The 17,985-nt window shown below is 43.1% G+C and carries 23 protein-coding genes and 5 pseudogenes; 14 read left to right on the plus strand and 14 right to left on the minus strand.

The window, feature by feature from the left end:
- Positions 1 to 46: 46 nt before the first annotated feature.
- The gene (zapB, locus tag B0X70_RS24005) at positions 47 to 289 is read right to left on the minus strand and encodes a septal ring assembly protein ZapB (RefSeq protein WP_036780129.1); all 243 of its coding nucleotides are present in this window, start codon (positions 287 to 289) and stop codon (positions 47 to 49) included.
- A gap of 303 nt (positions 290 to 592) precedes the next feature.
- Here zapB and B0X70_RS24010 point away from each other — a divergent pair, with 303 nt between their 5' ends.
- Both B0X70_RS24010 and glpK read left to right on the plus strand, forming a co-directional pair.
- Positions 593 to 1,423 (plus strand): MIP/aquaporin family protein, encoded by an 831-nt coding sequence (locus B0X70_RS24010; RefSeq protein ID WP_036780131.1) that lies wholly within the window; start codon positions 593 to 595, stop codon positions 1,421 to 1,423.
- A gap of 30 nt (positions 1,424 to 1,453) precedes the next feature.
- Positions 1,454 to 2,977 carry a glycerol kinase GlpK gene (glpK, locus tag B0X70_RS24015; RefSeq protein WP_036780134.1) on the plus strand — a complete coding sequence of 508 codons (1,524 nt, stop codon included), beginning with the start codon at positions 1,454 to 1,456 and terminating at the stop codon, positions 2,975 to 2,977.
- A gap of 59 nt (positions 2,978 to 3,036) precedes the next feature.
- Here the strand turns inward: glpK and emrD are convergent, their stop codons facing one another.
- Positions 3,037 to 4,221 (minus strand): multidrug efflux MFS transporter EmrD, encoded by a 1,185-nt coding sequence (gene emrD / locus B0X70_RS24020; protein ID WP_217470530.1) that lies wholly within the window; start codon positions 4,219 to 4,221, stop codon positions 3,037 to 3,039.
- 334 nt (positions 4,222 to 4,555) lie between these two features.
- Here emrD and fpr point away from each other — a divergent pair, with 334 nt between their 5' ends.
- Positions 4,556 to 5,302, plus strand: a complete 747-nt coding sequence (fpr, locus tag B0X70_RS24025; protein ID WP_036814547.1) for a ferredoxin--NADP(+) reductase — start codon at positions 4,556 to 4,558, stop codon at positions 5,300 to 5,302.
- 2 nt (positions 5,303 to 5,304) lie between these two features.
- On the opposite strand, the gene B0X70_RS24030 is transcribed toward fpr, so the two are convergent.
- Positions 5,305 to 5,739 (minus strand): DUF805 domain-containing protein, encoded by a 435-nt coding sequence (locus B0X70_RS24030; RefSeq protein WP_036780140.1) that lies wholly within the window; start codon positions 5,737 to 5,739, stop codon positions 5,305 to 5,307.
- Positions 5,740 to 5,800: 61 nt separating this feature from the next.
- Between B0X70_RS24030 and B0X70_RS24035 the strand changes: the two genes are divergently transcribed.
- Both B0X70_RS24035 and tpiA read left to right on the plus strand, forming a co-directional pair.
- Complete coding sequence (locus B0X70_RS24035; protein ID WP_418889046.1) at positions 5,801 to 6,409, plus strand: DUF1454 family protein; 609 nt, start codon at positions 5,801 to 5,803, stop codon at positions 6,407 to 6,409.
- Between the two features lie 121 nt (positions 6,410 to 6,530).
- The gene (gene tpiA / locus B0X70_RS24040) at positions 6,531 to 7,298 is read left to right on the plus strand and encodes a triose-phosphate isomerase (protein ID WP_040148771.1); all 768 of its coding nucleotides are present in this window, start codon (positions 6,531 to 6,533) and stop codon (positions 7,296 to 7,298) included.
- A 52-nt stretch (positions 7,299 to 7,350) separates the two neighbouring features.
- Here the strand turns inward: tpiA and B0X70_RS24045 are convergent, their stop codons facing one another.
- The 6 genes from B0X70_RS24045 to B0X70_RS24070 all read right to left on the minus strand — a co-directional run bounded on the left by B0X70_RS24045 (position 7,351) and on the right by B0X70_RS24070 (position 12,233).
- Positions 7,351 to 8,328, minus strand: coding sequence for a sulfate ABC transporter substrate-binding protein (locus tag B0X70_RS24045; protein WP_321208847.1), 978 nt, complete (start codon positions 8,326 to 8,328; stop codon positions 7,351 to 7,353).
- 189 nt (positions 8,329 to 8,517) lie between these two features.
- Entirely contained in the window at positions 8,518 to 9,489 is a 972-nt protein-coding gene (gene pfkA, locus B0X70_RS24050; RefSeq protein ID WP_036814555.1) for a 6-phosphofructokinase, read from the minus strand.
- Between the two features lie 158 nt (positions 9,490 to 9,647).
- Entirely contained in the window at positions 9,648 to 9,890 is a 243-nt protein-coding gene (locus B0X70_RS25485) for a hypothetical protein (protein ID WP_036814557.1), read from the minus strand.
- Between the two features lie 93 nt (positions 9,891 to 9,983).
- Positions 9,984 to 10,928 (minus strand): phosphatidate cytidylyltransferase, encoded by a 945-nt coding sequence (locus B0X70_RS24060; protein WP_181148262.1) that lies wholly within the window; start codon positions 10,926 to 10,928, stop codon positions 9,984 to 9,986.
- Positions 10,925 to 11,566, minus strand: coding sequence for a lysophospholipid acyltransferase family protein (locus B0X70_RS24065; RefSeq protein ID WP_036780155.1), 642 nt, complete (start codon positions 11,564 to 11,566; stop codon positions 10,925 to 10,927). Before B0X70_RS24065 ends, B0X70_RS24060 begins: the two co-directional genes overlap by 4 nt.
- On the minus strand, positions 11,559 to 12,233 hold the full coding sequence (locus tag B0X70_RS24070; RefSeq protein ID WP_036780157.1) for a CDP-alcohol phosphatidyltransferase family protein: 675 nt from the start codon (positions 12,231 to 12,233) through the stop codon (positions 11,559 to 11,561). The genes B0X70_RS24065 and B0X70_RS24070 overlap by 8 nt, the downstream gene beginning before the upstream one ends.
- 505 nt (positions 12,234 to 12,738) lie before the next feature.
- Here B0X70_RS24070 and B0X70_RS24075 point away from each other — a divergent pair.
- A complete protein-coding gene (locus B0X70_RS24075; RefSeq protein ID WP_036814561.1) occupies positions 12,739 to 12,942 on the plus strand; it encodes a hypothetical protein in 204 nt (67 codons plus the stop codon).
- A gap of 227 nt (positions 12,943 to 13,169) precedes the next feature.
- Here B0X70_RS24075 and B0X70_RS24080 read toward each other — a convergent pair whose 3' ends face one another.
- Entirely contained in the window at positions 13,170 to 13,481 is a 312-nt protein-coding gene (locus tag B0X70_RS24080; protein WP_036814563.1) for a type II toxin-antitoxin system RelE/ParE family toxin, read from the minus strand.
- Between the two features lies 1 nt (position 13,482).
- Positions 13,483 to 13,762 (minus strand): annotated as a pseudogene (locus B0X70_RS24085) (damage-inducible protein J).
- 72 nt (positions 13,763 to 13,834) lie between these two features.
- Here B0X70_RS24085 and B0X70_RS24090 point away from each other — a divergent pair.
- From B0X70_RS24090 to B0X70_RS24120, 7 genes and pseudogenes are all read left to right on the plus strand, one after another.
- Positions 13,835 to 14,159: pseudogene (locus tag B0X70_RS24090) on the plus strand (transposase); the annotation flags it as partial.
- Positions 14,044 to 14,402: pseudogene (locus B0X70_RS24095) on the plus strand (tyrosine-type recombinase/integrase); the annotation flags it as partial. The pseudogenes B0X70_RS24090 and B0X70_RS24095, both read left to right, overlap by 116 nt.
- Before the next feature lie 328 nt (positions 14,403 to 14,730).
- Entirely contained in the window at positions 14,731 to 14,973 is a 243-nt protein-coding gene (locus B0X70_RS24100; RefSeq protein WP_036780161.1) for a type II toxin-antitoxin system ParD family antitoxin, read from the plus strand.
- A complete protein-coding gene (locus B0X70_RS24105) occupies positions 14,966 to 15,238 on the plus strand; it encodes a type II toxin-antitoxin system RelE/ParE family toxin (protein WP_110085776.1) in 273 nt (90 codons plus the stop codon). The genes B0X70_RS24100 and B0X70_RS24105 overlap by 8 nt, the downstream gene beginning before the upstream one ends.
- Positions 15,239 to 15,254: 16 nt before the next feature.
- Complete coding sequence (locus B0X70_RS24110) at positions 15,255 to 15,404, plus strand: hypothetical protein (RefSeq protein ID WP_157297613.1); 150 nt, start codon at positions 15,255 to 15,257, stop codon at positions 15,402 to 15,404.
- 462 nt (positions 15,405 to 15,866) lie between these two features.
- Positions 15,867 to 15,986 (plus strand): annotated as a pseudogene (locus B0X70_RS24115) (type II toxin-antitoxin system RelE/ParE family toxin); the annotation flags it as partial.
- Entirely contained in the window at positions 15,986 to 16,219 is a 234-nt protein-coding gene (locus B0X70_RS24120; protein ID WP_051560791.1) for a HigA family addiction module antitoxin, read from the plus strand. The pseudogene B0X70_RS24115 and the gene B0X70_RS24120, both read left to right, overlap by 1 nt.
- Positions 16,220 to 16,538: 319 nt before the next feature.
- On the opposite strand, the gene B0X70_RS24125 is transcribed toward B0X70_RS24120, so the two are convergent.
- Both B0X70_RS24125 and B0X70_RS24130 read right to left on the minus strand, forming a co-directional pair.
- Complete coding sequence (locus B0X70_RS24125) at positions 16,539 to 16,886, minus strand: type II toxin-antitoxin system HicB family antitoxin (protein WP_036780168.1); 348 nt, start codon at positions 16,884 to 16,886, stop codon at positions 16,539 to 16,541.
- A pseudogene (locus B0X70_RS24130) lies at positions 16,879 to 17,159 on the minus strand (type II toxin-antitoxin system HicA family toxin). Before B0X70_RS24130 ends, B0X70_RS24125 begins: the two are co-directional and overlap by 8 nt.
- A 139-nt stretch (positions 17,160 to 17,298) precedes the next feature.
- Between B0X70_RS24130 and B0X70_RS24135 the strand changes: the two are divergent.
- The gene (locus tag B0X70_RS24135; RefSeq protein ID WP_036780172.1) at positions 17,299 to 17,574 is read left to right on the plus strand and encodes a helix-turn-helix domain-containing protein; all 276 of its coding nucleotides are present in this window, start codon (positions 17,299 to 17,301) and stop codon (positions 17,572 to 17,574) included.
- Positions 17,575 to 17,719: 145 nt separating this feature from the next.
- Here B0X70_RS24135 and B0X70_RS24140 read toward each other — a convergent pair whose 3' ends face one another.
- Entirely contained in the window at positions 17,720 to 17,938 is a 219-nt protein-coding gene (locus B0X70_RS24140; protein ID WP_023045648.1) for an ogr/Delta-like zinc finger family protein, read from the minus strand.
- Positions 17,939 to 17,985: the final 47 nt, after the last annotated feature.

Genomic DNA, 17,985 nt, shown 5'->3' on the forward strand with positions numbered 1-17,985 from the left:
AGGGCGATTTTTTAGATCGCCCTTTTTATTTGTTGGAAATTTGTAATTACTGAACATCTTCCATTTTGCCCAACAAGGCACGCAAACGTTCTTGCCATACTTGTTGCTCTTGCTTTAATTGCTCATTCTCATGAGTCAGAGACTCACGGCTGCTGGTGGCATTCTGAATTTCCTGAGACAAAGATCGATTTTTTTCTTTTAATTCTTCAATTTCCATTTGTAGCAGGGTAATAGTATCAATCGCCTGCTGAACCTTGGCTTCCAGCTTTTCAAAAACTTCAAATGACATTCTCGGTTCCCCCTTATAAGCAATTGTCTGATTGTATGTAGCCAACGCGCCCCTGTCTAGCAACATCCCCAACACATGAAAAATAACTACCAAATAAAAACCCCAAAGTGTCTCACACTTTAGTTTTTAGCAAAATAGCGGATAAATGCGGATTCGCTCATTTTGTTGACACAACACACACATTTCAATTTCGCTATTTCTCGTTTCCGCGCATTAACGATAAATTTACACTTTCCTCCTTTCAATGCTGGAAGGCGACAATAATAACTACCCCTCTAAAATCTTCTTCGTAGGATAGAACATATGAGCCAAACCACTAGCACGACATTAACCGGACAATGTATCGCTGAGCTTCTTGGTACCGCACTATTGGTTTTCCTTGGCGTAGGCTGTGTTGCCGCTGCACGTATTGCCGGCGCACAATTAGGTTTATGGGAAATCAGTATTATTTGGGGCATGAGCGTTGCGTTGGCTGTTTATCTTACCGCAGGTGTTTCCGGCGCTCACCTTAACCCAGCGGTGACAATTGCCTTATGGTTGTTTGCCCGTTTTGACGGCAAAAAAGTTATCCCTTTTATTATTGCCCAGATGATTGGCGGCTTTATCGCTGCCGCTCTCATTTACATGATGTACTACAGCGTATTCCTTGATTACGAACAAGTACATAATATCGTTCGCGGCACTCCTGAAAGCTTGTTTACAGCGGGCGTATTCTCTACTTATCCAATGGCGTCACTGTCCATTTCTCAAGCTTTTATGATAGAAGTTATCATTGCCGCTATTCTGGTCTGTTTAATTCTGTCACTAACTGACGATGGTAACGGTATTCCTCGCGGTCCTCTGGCTCCGTTACTGATTGGTATTGTGGTTGCCGTTATCGGTGGAGCATTCGGTCCATTAACCGGTTTCGCGCTGAATCCGGCCCGTGACTTTGGTCCCAAACTAATTGCTTATCTAGCGGGTTGGGGAGATATTGCCCTGACAGGTGGACGTGAAATCCCTTACTGTCTGGTTACTCTGACCGCACCCATTATCGGCGGTATTGTGGGAGCATTTGGCTACCGCAAACTTATTGGTCGCCATTTACCATCTGATGTTCATAAAACTGAAGATCAGAAGAAAAAGAGAGCCTAGAGTAGAGCATTACCAGAACAGGTTATTATCATGACAACAGAAAATATGATTGAGAAAAAATATATTGTCGCCCTTGATCAAGGAACTACCAGCTCCCGAGCGATAATTCTTGATCACAACGCCAATATTATCTCAATTTCTCAAAGAGAATTTGCGCAAATTTATCCTAAACCGGGTTGGGTAGAACACGATCCAATGGAAATTTGGGCAACCCAAAGCTCAACTTTGGTAGAAGTATTGGCAAAAGCGGATATTAGTTCTGATCAGATTGCCGGTATTGGGATTACCAACCAACGTGAAACGACGATTATTTGGGAAAAAGAAACCGGTAAACCTATCTACAATGCCATCGTTTGGCAATGTCGCCGTACCGCGGACGCATGTACTAAACTAAAACAAAAAGAGGGATTGGAAGAATATATTCGCCAGAATACAGGGCTGGTAGTGGACCCTTATTTCTCTGGCACCAAAATAAAATGGATCTTAGATAATGTCCCAGGCGCCCGTGAACGGGCTGAAAAAGGTGAGCTACTGTTCGGTACTGTGGATACTTGGCTGGTATGGAAAATGACCCAAGGCCGAGTTCACGTTACCGATTTCACAAACGCCTCTCGAACAATGCTGTTCAACATTCACAATCTGGAATGGGATCAGCATATTCTTGATGAGTTACAAATCCCGCGCTCCCTACTGCCTACCGTTCATTCATCTTCTGAGATTTATGGTCAGACCAACATCGGCGGTAAAGGCGGCACCCGGATCCCTATAGCAGGTATCGCAGGCGACCAGCAAGCTGCTCTATATGGTCAACTTTGTGTCCAACCGGGTATGGCGAAAAACACCTACGGAACAGGCTGTTTCCTGCTAATGAATACAGGTACAGATGCTGTTCGCTCCAATCATGGATTACTGACAACCATTGCCTGTGGTCCCCGCGGTGAAGTGAACTATGCACTTGAAGGTGCGGTTTTCGTTGGTGGTGCTTCTATTCAGTGGCTACGTGATGAACTGAAACTTATTGCAGATGCTACTGATTCCGAATACTTTGCCACCAAAGTTAAAAATAGTAACGGCGTATATGTGGTTCCCGCTTTTACCGGCCTTGGCGCCCCCTACTGGGACCCCTACGCCCGCGGCTCAATCTTTGGCCTGACCCGCGGCACCAATAGTAATCACATCATTCGTGCGACGCTGGAATCCATCGCCTATCAGACCCGCGATGTCCTGGATGCCATGCAGGCTGATTCAGGCACCCGGCTGCAAGCACTGCGGGTAGATGGCGGTGCTGTTGCCAATAATTTCCTGATGCAATTCCAATCAGATATCCTTGGCACCCGTGTAGAACGCCCTGTGGTGCGTGAAAGCACCGCATTGGGCGCAGCATTCCTCGCAGGATTAGCGGTTGGTTACTGGAAAGATCTCGATGAAGTGAAAAGCAAAGCCACCATTGAAAAAGAGTTCCGTCCGGGCATTGAAACCACCGAACGAAATTACAAATACAATGGCTGGAAAAAGGCAGTTGCCCGCGCACAAGATTGGGAAGATAAAAACTAAGATTTTCTGAATAAAATGTGAAAGGGGGGAATGAATGCCCCCTTTCTTTAATTGTTTGATTAAACGACATGCCCGTGACGCTGCATCCTATGCGCTAATGGTAACCAACAAAGCAGGATCAAAATTGACGTAAAAAACATCAGCATACCCACGCTGAATTGATTATTTTGCGGCAGCATTGCAGATAACCAAGTTGCCAAGCCAGAGCCAACATTCTGCAAACCGCCGACTAGCGCCCCTGCTGCACCTGCCAGATAAGGAAATGGTTCCATTGCCCCGGTTGTTGCCAGAGGAAACAACATTCCTGCACCAAAGAAAAAGAGGGCGGCAGGCACCAATAGCGTCCAAATATTCATTACACCTAACCATCCTGGCAACCACATCAATGCACCGGCCAATAAACAGCAAACCACCGAATGCCACATCAAATTATAAAAAGTTCTTCCTTCTCGCCCGGCATACCACGCGCCAAAGAAAGCCGCTGGAATAGGCAAAATAAACAAAATACTGACGGTAATACTGTTCAACCCAAGCACTCCTCCCATCAGCACCCCACTACAAGCCTCAAAGACCGCAATCCCTGACAGACCACCAATTAACATCACCAAATAAGCAGTAAACGAGCTATTCGATAACAGTTGATGGAAAGAGGTGAACATTTTTCGTTTTTCGGTTTGCTGTGGCCGGGTTTCCGGCAACTTACAAAACACGTAATAAACGACACCAATACACAAAAGCAATAAAAACAGATAACAGGAACGCCAACCAAAGAAATGCGCGACCACACCGCCAATCATCGGCGCAAGTAACGGGCTAACTAAAATTCCCATATTCAACAAACTATTAGCATAACGCAGCGCAGTGCCAGTATATAAATCCCTTGGCATCGTTCTGGCCATCACACCTGCAACTCCTGTTCCCAACCCCTGCAAAGCACTGGCAACAACCAACACATCCAAATTAGGAGAAAATAAAGCACAGACAGTCGCAAACAGGAAAATGATCATACCGGCCAGAATAACCGGGCGCCGGCCAATCTGGTCTGAAAGAGGGCCGTAAAAAAGCTGCGAAAGCCCATAAGAAAACAGATATGCGGCCATCACACGTTGTACAGAACCCGTCGACACATTAAAGTCTTTAGCAATATCTGCAATAACAGGCACATAGATTGTCTGTGTCATCTGCCCTACAGCAGCCAGTGCAATCAATGTCAGCAATAAATGAAAGTTTTCTAATTTTCTCATCGCATTCACAATAAGTTTATACAATTCATAAAGTCACAAGAAACCCCAGGCTATGTAAAAAATGGCCTGTATTCTCTTACTCCACTAATGTGACTAACTTAACAAATTTAAAATATTTTGCGAGATAGTGCACAATTTTATTTGTAGAAAAAATAACAGTTAATTACGCCATATCTGGCAACAAATATGTACATATAAAACTAAGTATTAATAAAATAATGGTTAATTTTTCTATAACACAGAATCGATAATGGTATTTATCTCTATAGGACTAAAATAGCGACGTAAAAACAAACGGTTTGGAGATTTCTTTCGGGATAGGAGATAAGTTCCAATGGCAAACTGGGTTACAGGAAAAGTTACACAAGTTATTCACTGGACGAATACCTTATTTAGCATCAGGATGCATGCACCGGTTGAAGAATTTACCGCGGGCCAGTTTGCAAAACTGGCGATGGAAATAGATGATGAACGGGTACAACGGGCCTACTCTTACGTTAACGCTCCGACAGATAATAATCTTGAATTCTATTTAGTGACAGTTCCTGACGGCAAACTTAGTCCACGATTAGCAGCACTGCAACCCGGTGATGATCTACTAGTGACAGAACAAGCCGCAGGTTTCTTTATTCTTGATGAAATACCTGATTGCAAAACATTATGGATGCTCTCAACGGGAACAGCCATTGGCCCTTATCTGTCAATTCTTCAACAAGGGGACTACCTGGAAAGATTTGAGAGCATCGTATTGGTGCATGCAGTCAGGCTCACACAGGATTTAAGCTATCTGCCCTTAATGCAACAACTAGTTGAGCGTTTCAATGGCAAATTACGCATTCAAACTATCGTCAGCCGTGAACAAAACCCCGGCTCACTGACCGGCCGTATCCCGGCACTGATTGAGAACGGCGAACTTGAGGCCGCAGTCGGGCTTACGATGAACAATGACAACAGCCATATTATGCTATGCGGTAATCCTCAAATGGTGAAAGATACCCAACAACTGCTAAAAGAGCAGCGTGGAATGACAAAACACTTACGCCGCAAACCGGGGCATATTACTAGTGAGCAATATTGGTAATTTCAGTCATCTTTGGCAGAAATAAAATCCACTTTCTCTGTTGCTTCACCAAACCGATTTGGTCCATCAGTGCCACGGAATACACCGCAATCAAGCACCATCATTACAATGATCAATGTGGGGATAAAACGGCCAATCCCCCATTGCCAGAACGGTGCCATACCACCCCAGTCAACAGCAATCAACACCCCCGCCAGTAATAAAAGCAGCGACCACCCTCCCTGCTTATTTCGGTCATGCAGGCGCTTAACCATCATTGCCGTTGCAGGATACATCACCAAAACAAGGGCAAAAACAGCATAGTGCATAGCTAAAGAATTCATTCCCTGAATAGTCAGGATAACAAACATCAAGGCCAGGCAAACACCAATGCCAATCCAGAATTCACGCCGCCCAATACGTCCTTTGAATGAAAAACCCCATTGTTGTAATGTCATCTATTCTTTTCCAATCGTGTATTCTGTTTCTCAGCGCAGTTTAACCTAAGCGAGCGGCAACATGAAAATGGACGTTAATAAATTTCTAGCCATAATATTCGCGGCAAGCATCATCGGTTTGCCGTTGGTAGCCAATGCTGATGAATCCACAACCACTGGACCCACAGTGCAAGCAACCTATCTTCTACCAAATGCTCCCTCTTTTGATGAAACCATCCCGCGATTTCGCGAAAAATATAATCGCCGCAATCCAACATTGCCACTACACGAGTATCGGGTAATCATAAGTAAAAACATTTACCTGCCACTGACACGAGCTGCCAGCAGAATCAATGAAAAACTTTATTCTTCCGCCGTACTTGAGCGGGGAAGTGAAAAAATCAAAAGCCTGCAACTGACATTATTACCATCAGAAAGCGAAACAGAAACACAGAAAAACCATATTCTGGCAGAACAATACATGATAGCTCTGATGCGCCACTTTAACCCGACTATTTCACAGGAACAGAGCAAAGAGAACATTAATAACTTGCTCAGAAACAGCAAAAAATCGCCATTTTACAGCCACAACATCGGCGCCATTCGCTATATTGTGGTAAATAGTAGCGAAAAAACGCTTACTTTCGCCATTGAACCGATTAAGCTATGGTTAGCTGAACCCGATAACTAATCAAATTTAGGAATAAAAAAAGCTATTGTTTGTAATGATCACTATACTGTGGAGCATTGATCTACCGAATTGATCCTAAATTTAGCTCACTACTTAAACTTCTCTGGTTGGAGGAAAAAACATGCGACATCCATTGGTGATGGGTAACTGGAAATTGAATGGCAGTACCCATATGGTAAACGAACTTATCACTGACCTGCGTAAAGAATTAAGCAGTATTACCGGCTGTGACGTCGCTATCGCGCCACCAGCACTTTATCTCTCTCAGGCTAAACAAGCGCTGGCTGGCAGTCGTATTGCTCTGGGCGCACAGGATGTTGACGTTAACCTATCTGGTGCATTTACAGGTGAAACTTCCGCCACAATGTTGAAAGACATTGGCGCAGAATACATTATCATCGGCCACTCTGAACGCCGTACTTACCACCAAGAAAGTGACGAATTCATCGCGAAAAAATTCGCCATTCTTAAACAACAAGGTCTAATCCCTGTTTTGTGCATCGGCGAAACTGAACAGGAAAATGAAGCCGGACAGACTGAAACCGTATGCGCAAGGCAAATTGATGCAGTTCTGAACACATTGGGCGCAGAAGCATTCCAAGGCGCGGTCATTGCTTACGAACCTGTTTGGGCAATTGGTACAGGCAAATCAGCAACACCGGCACAAGCTCAGGCTGTGCACAAATTCATTCGTGATCATATTGCGAAAAGAGACGAAGCAATCGCACAACAGATCATTATCCAGTACGGTGGCTCTGTGAACGCGGATAATGCCGCTGAACTATTCGCTCAGCCAGACATTGACGGCGCATTAGTTGGCGGTGCCTCTCTAAAAGCTGATGCTTTCGCTATTATTGTAAAAGCCGCTGCTGCTGCGAAAAAAGCTTAATTCATATTTCAACGATAATTGACCGCCGTATGCCTACGGCGGCTATTCATTTTCAGCGCTGAATAATCTCATCAAACACACCACCCGTCGCAAAATGCACTTTTTGCGCTTTTCCCCAACCACCGAATACTTTATCGACAGTAAATAATTCCAACGCAGGAAAAGAAGAGCGATACTTATCGGCAACTGTTTTATCACGTGGCCGATAATAGTTTTTAGCCACTATCTCCTGTCCAACGGGAGAGTAAAGATATTGCAGATATTCTGTTGCTAGCTCACGGCTATGATGTTTATCAACGACCTTATCAACGACAGAAACCGTCGGCTCAGCCAGAATTGAAAGGCTAGGCGTCACAATTTCGAATTTATCTTTATCAAGCGCATTAATCGCTAATAATGCCTCATTCTCCCAGGCAATTAATACATCACCGATTCCACGCTCAACAAAAGTACTGGTCGCTCCTCTTGCGCCAGAATCGAGCACTTCAACATTCTGGTAAAGGGCTTTAACAAATGCTTTCGCTTTGTCCTGATCCTGATTGTTATGAATCACCCCATAACCCCATGCAGCCAGATAATTCCAGCGTGCGCCACCTGATGTTTTTGGATTAGGCGTTACAACAGATACACCTGGACGAACCAGATCTGACCAATCTTTAATCTGTTTTGGATTACCTTTCCGCACTAAAAAAACAATGGTTGAAGTATAAGGGGCTGAATTCTCTGGCAAGCGCTGAATCCATGCTTTCGCTATCCGGCCACGTTCCGCAATGGCATCCACATCATAGGCCAAAGCCAATGTCACCACATCCGCCTCAAGGCCATTAATAACAGAAGTTGCCTGTTTACCCGAGCCACCATGAGATTGCCGGATTATCACTTTATCCCCTGTCTTCTGCTGCCAATAATCACTAAAAGCCTGATTATATTGCTGATATAACTCACGGGTTGGATCATAGGAAACATTAAGAAGTTGAAGATCTTTTGCCCATACACTGCTACTGGTAACCAACAGTAACGCCAATGCTATATGCCATCTGACTCTCACTTGAATCTCTCCCACACTGTTTTTGGCTGTTATGAAATCCAAGGCTGACAGAAAGCGTTATCACTCAGAAATAATTAAAAGCATTTATTTATATGCCATAGGAATATCTAAAGACAAATTACAGCCTCCAACGAGGCTGCAACAGACTTAGATTTGCCGGTATTGACGTGATCAATATAGCTTTTTCGCGGTTTCCAACCAATCCTGTTTAAACACGCGTTTCATATTCTGCACTGCATCAATGATGTCATGATGAACAAGTTTCTCGTTCTGAATACCAACACAACGGCCACCATAACCTTCCAACAATAATTGGATGGAATACGCCCCCATACGGGAAGCCAGAATACGATCATAAGCAACCGGGGAACCACCACGCTGAACATGGCCTAAGACTGTGGCACGGGTTTCATGATGCGTCTCTTTTTCGATGTGTCTCGCCAGTTCATAGACATCACAAACATGTTCAGTAATTGCAACAATGGCATGGCGTTTGCCTTTATCGATACCCGCTTTAATTTCAGCTACAAGCTCATCACAACTAAATGAGACTTCCGGCAGAACAATAAACTCACAACCTCCCGCAATGGCGGCTGACAAAGTGAGATCACCGCAATAGCGCCCCATCACTTCAACAATGGAAATACGTTTGTGGGAAGTTGAAGTGTCACGCAGACGGTCAATAGCTTCAACCACCGTTTCCAGCGCAGTGAAATAGCCGATGGTATAGTCCGTACCCGCCACATCATTATCAATCGTGCCCGGCAAACCAATACAAGGGAAACCCGCTTCTGTCAGTTTCTTCGCCCCAAGATAAGAACCATCACCACCAATGACGACCAATGCATCAAGACCATTTCTTCTCATATTCTCAATAGCGATGGCCCGCACCTTCTCATCTCTAAACTCAGGGAAACGAGCGGAGCCTAAGAAAGTCCCACCGCGGTTAATCATGTCGGATACGCTGAAACGGTCGAGTTTCTTCATGCGGTTTTCATACAAGCCAAGATAACCATCATAAACACCGAAAACCTCTAACCCTTCGGTTAACCCTGCACGAACCACACCACGAATAGCTGCATTCATACCTGGCGCATCACCGCCACTCGTTAAGACACCGATTCTTTTGATCCCATTGCTCATGATGACCTCTGACTTGTAGATGTAATAATTGCAAACCCACTAACGGCGGACTCTGTATGCGATCACTTTGCCTGAGAAATCTGCCTTTTTAACCTGTTACCACTTTAATCTGTTACCACCTGGCGTACTGAAGCAATTAAGCTGAATTGATTCAACTTTCATATAATACGGTAAAAAACCAAGTCTGCATTCACATAAGTCTCTTTTTTGAGATCAAATTGGCTAAAAAGCCATTTAATTATGCTGCTATAGCTCTTAAGATCATCAATCAACTTCAGGGAAATCCTATCCTTAATATTCCCGTTCACACTGGACAAGGGCTTACAACGTTTTTTGCTAACAAATTCGGCATCTTTTAAACGTTCATCCGCAATTTTGTTCAGTGCTGCATCCTCAGCCAACTCTCATCAACAACACAGAAACCAGCACTGCGGCAATCCATACCACAGTGCCGATTCAACATAATCTTTATTCATTACGTTGGCGTCTTTCCATCAGGTATAGAAATAACGCGTTAGGTGGAAAAATACCGGTGCCGCAAAGCATAAAGAGTCGATCCTGTCTAACATCCCTCCATGCCCTTCAATCATTTCACCGAAATCTTTAATGCCACTATCACGTTTTATCGCTGACATACACAAACCACCAATAAAACCCATCAACGTAATTGCTAACGACATCAAACCTGCCTCCCACGGAGAAAATGGCGTTACCCAGTAAAGTGACATTCCTAACAAAACGGAAGCCAAGATTCCCCCAGCAAAACCTTCAACTGTTTTATTCGGGCTCAACTTAGGCACGATCGGATGTTTGCCAAACAATTTCCCAAATACGTACTGCAAAACATCCGACATCTGCACCACAATCATTAAAAACAGCAATAATTCGACATTCTCCCCTTCATAACCTGGAATATCCAACATCAATAAAGCGGGCGCATGGCTAATACAGAATACCGCAACCAACATTCCCCACTGTATTTTAGCTGTTCGTTCCAGAAAGTTCGTTGTATCTCCAGCCAATGCAATACGAGCAGGTAAAAACAGGAAAACATAAACAGGAATGAAAATAGAAAACACGCCATACCACTCAATACCAACAGCAACATATTGCAATGGCATGAAAATAAAGAAACACCAGAACATCGCCTCATGGTCACTTCGTCGTGTTGGTGTCAAAGTGAAAAATTCCCGTAAAGCGAAAAATGACATACTCGCAAATAATAACACTGAACCGATTGGCCCAATAATCACCGACAACACACAAATAACACACATCCCCCACCAACCACGGATGCGGGCATTCAGATTATCGATTGTCGCATTACTGTTATCCCTTGAATATTTAGAAGAGAGTATTGCACCAATAATACTGGCAATAATTAACGGCACGAACATACCCCCCAACAACAAGAGTAATTTATTATTAAGCATAGTCATAATATTAACGCCTCCAATGCCTGACGAGCTCGCTGTAAAAAGTCAGCTTTTTCCTCTTTTGCACCTAATTTTTCCAAAGGTTGCCCAAATGTTGCCGAACAAATAACAGGAACAACAAGTGCCGAGCCTTTTGGCAAGACTCTGTTTAAATTTTCCAAATAAACAGGAATAAGCTCAACATCAGGATATTTCTTCGCTAAATAATACAGACCGCCTTTAAACTTATTAATTTGTTCCCCACTTCCTCGTGTCCCCTCTGGGAACAAAATTAAAGACTCACCTCGTTTTAATACATCCTCCATTGGCGTAAGAGTATTTCCCTTTAAACAATCCTCACCTCTACGATCAATCAGCACAGCCCGAAAAACTTTATTGATAAAATATTTGCGCAGATAAGTCTTACTCCAATAATCACGGGCAGCGACAGGATGCACCCGAGAACGTAATACCCGAGGAAAACCAGCCCAAATAACTAACCCATCCAAATGACTCGAATGATTAGCATAATAAATTCGAGAAGCTACCGATGGCTTACACCCAATCCAACGAATTCTTACCCCAGTTAACAAACGGCAAAGCCCAGACAGGAAAGAACCCATACCTTTACTTACCAACGTCACTTCTTGTGATTTATTCATTACAAGCATCCTTCTCTTGTAATTCACTTAATATGACTCTGGTTCGCCGAATACATGTCCAAAGACAACCTAATGTGATAACGACTAATACCGCCAATAAAAGATACTGGCTCCATAACTGCGGTAAAAAAGCGGCAACAATTGAACTAACAGTAATTAATGCCATCCGATGTTGTTTTGCCATTGGGCCCAGGAAGCGTTGAGGCAAACCACAAGTACCCCCTAATAAGCGAATATAAGCCGTCAAAACAGCCAGTAATGCCGCAATACAGCCAAGAGAAACTGCAAACGGGAAAAGTGTTAAGCCATACCCTACCCCAATCAGAATAAAAGAATCAGCAATACGATCTGGAAGATCGTTAAAAACAGAACCAGCAGCCGTCTTCAATCCCCCTTCAACAGCAACCATACCATCCAATAAATTACATATTAGCCGACCTTGAATAAGCAAGGCGCCAATAATCAATAAAAGTGAAGTCAACCAAAAAGACTCGACTAAAAAACACACGGCAAAACACACGCCAGCTAATACAGCAAAAACAACGCTGGCAACAGATATGCCATTTGGTGTCGCCCCTTTACATTGCAACCATTTAGCCATCTTACTGGCCCACACTGCATTGCGTGTCTTGATCGGACGCCGATCTTTTACCTCGTTACCAGACATATCCTTTCCCTTTTTGAGCACAAATGAACAATCAAATCTACTTAAGTTAAATGAAATAAGATAAACAGGATTGGTTAGAATAACAACAATAAAAAACCATCGGAAAGAGTACCGCCCGACCAAATCGGACAATTAATAGGCTAAAGGGCCTTGTCAGAGCTGACTCGCAACAGCTTCCATTTGTCATGAAAACAGCACGACTCTCACTGCAAAGAAGAAGACTCAACAGCCAGAGCACCACATCAGATCGCTTACTACAGAATTGCTCAAGGATCTCAGATATGAATAAAGTCACCTTATACAGTTTTGAGATTAACTGTACTTATTCCATTCAATTTTCTAGCAAATAAACAAAACACACTTACTGCCTATTCCAACAGCCATAATTAATTACAGACCATTCTTATGAACGAACAGTGAACACAAAAATGTGCAAGAAATGGTGTTTCTTATGTAGTTGTTATAGAAGGAATAAAACCCTTATCAAGACTCAAATTGAAGAGCTGTGGATGCAAAGCCAAGCCAATCTGGAACGAATGATCGTTATTCTGGCCTTTATTTTTTCGTCTTTAGCGATGGCAACAAGAAAGAGTCATCTGATAAAATTAAAACAGCAAATAAAACCCTCGCTGATTATAAAAAAGAGCCACAAAGCAACAGGCAGAAAATTGATCTCAAAACTGGAGAACCAATTGGGTTAATAGAGTAACAAATCTAACCCTACATACTGGGTGGGACTATTTAAGGTATTATTCATTGATTATAAGGGGATTTTAAAATGAATTATCCACATCTCATCTACTGTATAATTGAAACCCTTAGCAAAAGCCCTTCGTATTTCGAGAGGCTTTTTATAACTCAGTTTACTGTCAGACAAAGAAATGCTCCCAGTTATCTGACTGGAATATTCTTTAGATTCACCTCAAAGTTTTTTACTTAAAAAAGCCCGGTTATTCTTCTGGAGATGTGCAATATTCTGAGAATTTTTATATTTTCTATATCCTCATCGTAACGGTAGAGCATGATAAAAGGAAAATGAAGGACAACGAGTTTTCTATAATGCTCATCTGGGCTGTTACGAGCCTTTATGCCTATGCTTGCATATGGGGTAACTTTCAGAAGTTCAGCCATTTCCGAAAATTTTGTACTAATTTTATCAGCCAACAACAGCCCAGCCTGCTCAAAGAAGTAGAGATAAATTCGCTCCCGGTCAGTTTGGGCGGTTTCCTCCCATGAAATACGTATCACTTTATCCCCTGCTCAACTTATTACACAGTAGAGCCATCCGGCGATGACTTTCAGAATCATCAATAAAATGAGCCAAACCATTTTCACATCGGTCAATTGCTTTCTCAATTTCCGCTTCTAACCAGTGAGCATGGGTATTTTTTTGATACTCACGTTCTTCATTCGCCAACTCTTCGGCTTTTTGCCTCATTAACTTTGTTAAAGTCTGTCTGATGGCGTTTGGCAGTTTGCATAGCTAAGCGCTTGGTTTCTTCATCAATACGAAAATGAATCGTCTCCATTCATCCTCCTTAGTTCATTATTGCCTTAAAGCATGTTGCCATTTGTGTTGTCATATTAGCAAAATAGCCTGAAAAATGATAACCCGCCATATTTAGGAGGCCAGTAAAAAGCAAGCCAGAGAAAACCGATTAACCCCGTGGGGGAATAAAGATCTACAAACGACGAAAGGAGGCGATAAAGCGCAGTTTTGCGGATGCGAAGCAACATCACGGACACCGTTATACCCGTTTTCGTAGGTTGCAGAAAGTGCAAATACAGTGTCTTTTGGTAGCAACAACCCGAAATACCAAGTTGTCGAGTGACATTTTTAAAAACCAAAAATGGCAAGCAAAGAACTATTCCGATATCAAAAGAGTTAGAAAAGAAAATCAAACAGAAGTCAGGGGAATTATTTGACGTTGATTACGAAAGCTTTCGTACAAAGTTAAAGTCAATAAAACCTGATTTACCAGAAGGACAAGCAACGCACGTTCTACGCCACACATTCGCGAGTCATTTTGTGATGAAAGGTGGAAACATTGTTGCACTGCAACAAATACTCGGTCATGCCAATATACAACAAACTATGGCGTATGCTCATCTGGCACCCGACTATTTGCAATCACGTTAAACCCACTGAATGGCGGCATGGAAATTTAGCAATCATAAGCAACCGTAGCACTCAAAAGTGTCCACACTTAAGAATTTCCATGCTACTTACAGTTGCTTATAAAATTTTTATCTGGTTGATTTTAAAGTGAATTAATCTTAGCTAGATAAAAAATCCCGCCATAAGGCGGGGGAAAAGACGGGATGGTGTTTGTTTTTAAAACATAACACATTGTAATAAAAGGATTTATTTAAGTAATTGTCCACCCCTTGACCACATCGACATAAGCCCCGATTTTTTTCGGGGCTTCAGGACATTGGTAATGCAGCCTCATTTGCTGCACACTTGATGTATTAACTATTAATACATCGGTGAGATATGAGAAAAATTACTACTGTTAGTATGGGCGAACAGCTTGACGGGTTCGTACAGCGCATGATTGAAAGTGGCCGTTATGGAAATGCCAGTGAAGTTATGCGTTCAGCGCTGCGTTTGCTGGAGCAACAAGAAGCTTACGATGAGATTGTACGCAAGGCGGTTATTGCTGGCTTGGAAAGTGGGGAAAGCTCGCTGACCCTACGGGATATAGCGGAACAACGGAAACGCAGACATAATGTATAAGCTCACGGATCAGGCTGCTGAAGATTTTGCTGGGATTTATGATTATACAGGTGAAGCTCAGGCTGACCATTATACGGAGGCACTGGAAGCATTTTTTGACACGCTAGCTGAGATGCCACATATAGGGAGGGAATACCCATCTGTCCCAGGTGTCATGCGGGTTGAGTTTCACCGCCACACGGTTTTCTATACTATCCGGGATACCGATATTCTGATTGCGCGTATCCTTCATCAACAGATGAATCACCCCCGTTATCTTCTTTGAACGGACGGGGGCTACGTTGTGCTGTGCATCAAGCCTGCGTAGCTGTCTCGCCCTGCGAGCTGCCATTGCTAATCGCAATGCTTTGTTGTTTTTATTTCTGGAGAACAAACATTTTATTGCAGGAGAAGTGAAAATAACGCCCTGGCGGGGGATTAGACCGGGTTAATGAGGAAAATGGAGACATTATGATTCATAACGAAAGAAGCAACCCCTTTATTTTCAACGAGGTTTGTCAGCAGTTTGAAACCCCTCATATATGTCTGAGGGGTTATAAGCCCTTTGCGGGAGAAATTTTTAACAAAGCCCTCACGGGGAATAATCATACTCTAGTCGATAAAATCCAAGAGTCAACTTTCAGATTTACCGATAAGATTTGATGCGCCAATGATTTTAGTTATTGCACGTTGTATCTTTTCAATATCTTCACACGTCAAATATTGCTGAAATCGTTCATAGTCAAAATAACGTGCTCAAGCACAAAAAATATTCGTTTTTAGTAACTAATATTCATGTCACTTCACCTTGCCAAAAAATTTATACACAAGCCATCTTTGCATAAATCAACCAGATTAAATAAAATATACAGCAATTAAATCTTTAATTATCATAAATATTCATGCCTACAAGTTACCCCCTAAAAGGGGCTCGGACTAGCATATGGTCAATTACTGTCAGAGCTAACTAGCGCATCACATTCGAATTTAAAAATGGTGATGCTTACATTTTAAACCTGGAGGATTATCACTAATGAGACAGGCTATTGTTTCTCATCCGGGCGTTATGGTATCCAACATGCTGGAGGATTTGGGGGTTGGCGTTCGCCAGTTTGCTAAAAACATCGGCGTAACTCCAGCGACGGTTTCCCGCTTTCTTTCGGGCAAAACAGCGTTAACCCCGGCGCTCGCCATCCAACTGTCTGCTGCGCTGGGGAGTAATCCGGCATTTTGGATGCGCTTACAGACGAACTACGACTTACGCTAACTGGAAGATGAGATCGACACGTCAGGTATCGTTCTATACGGCAACAATGACGAAACGCCGCAGGTCACTTCAAGGCATTAAGCAATAGTAAAAAGCCAACAAAAGTGGGGGCCAGTGTAGCCCGCATTTGTTGGCGGTTATCACAGCTACCCGGTCACTGCCCCATACTGTAGGCTTTTTCATTTATCAAGACCGAACAGGAAAGTATCCTCGATAAGTCACTATTGCAGTATCTGTTATCGCTGGGGTGGTTGAGTAGACCCCAACAACCCCAAACAGCAATAAAAACAAGTTTTGTCACTGTCCGGCGTTATCTATTTTATTGAAGTTCCCGCTCAAGCAGCTGAACTATGAACTGGTTCTTTGAGACTGCGTGTGATATTGTCGCCGCAGTCAAGCGAGCTTCCAGCCAGCCAGGATAACGAAGCGTAAAAGATTTTAGCTTGCCCTCTTCCTTGAATGGGTTAATTCCCTCTTCCTCGCACGTTTCTATATATTCAGCCAGTGAGATTTGTCCCTCTTTTTCAAGCCCGTCAATACTGTTTGATACGAAATCACAATATCCGGTGACATCCAGAAACTTGCCGCGAAAGGCCCTAATTTCTGCTTCGTAGATAACAGAAGCGGGATGGCCGTCGATAGTCATAATGTTGTTGCTTTTAATCATGTTCGACCCCTATTACATTTTCGAACCACTCACGAAGGCCATTGACTGCGCCTTTATCCATTACGTTACCAGGATGAGGTTGATGAGTCTGATAGACTGAGCCCATGAGGATAAACTTCCGGCGTGATCCGTTGCCGTTCTTGATCTTCCCCCCCCCAGTTTGTTAATCAGGCTGACTACATCATCCCATTTTATGCCGGATTTCGGCGGGGTGGTCAGCACATCCGCAAGGGTCTTGCGGTGCTTTGAGCTCAGCTCTTTAACCTTAATCATCCTTCATCCCATTGACGTCATTTGATGATATCATTCTATTTTGGTCCCATTATGATGTCAAACAATGACGTCGTTTTTCGCTTCTTAAAAATGTTAAATATATCGTCAGCTACATGTCTAATAACTGACGGTTAACTTTATGATTAACAAACGTTTAAAAGCCGCTCGTTTACGTGCAAATATCACGCAAGAAAAACTCGGAATTGCGGCTGGCATAGATGAAAAGTCAGCACGAGCGAGAGTGTCACAGTATGAAAATGGAACTCATCAGCCAACCTTTGAAACAATGTGCGCGTTTTCCAAGGTGTTAAATGTCCCTGAATGCTATTTTTATATTGTAGATGATGATTTTTCTGATGTTGTTTTGGCTATTCATCAGATTTTAGTGAACCACAGAGACGTCCCTGAAAATTGAATATAGTTTGAGACGATCATGACATAAGCCTTCTTCCCATCGTTCCTAAGCTCCTCCCAAGAAAAAGATTTTTACATAAAAAAAGCGCACCACGATGAATAATGGAACGCTTTTTTTAATTATTTACTCATCGGCACCTATTCGATCAGAATACCAGCACGGTCTGCTGTCCACTATCAGGATGCGGCGGAACCGCTTCAATCAATGTCGGCTTGGTGACGAACCGAACAAAGGTTTCATGACTAACAAACGTTGAGCCACAATTAATATTCTGGCACTGGTTGTAACGTTCCTTAGTTTGGGGAGTGTGTTCAAAACTGCTACGAGTGTGTGCGGCGTGGCCGCATAAGGGGCATCTCATCATAACGCGAATACCTCAACAAACAGGTTGCCATCGCTGAAACTGACACT

Source organism: Photorhabdus akhurstii (genome assembly GCF_019090985.1).
Classification (GTDB): Bacteria; Pseudomonadota; Gammaproteobacteria; order Enterobacterales; family Enterobacteriaceae; genus Photorhabdus; species Photorhabdus akhurstii.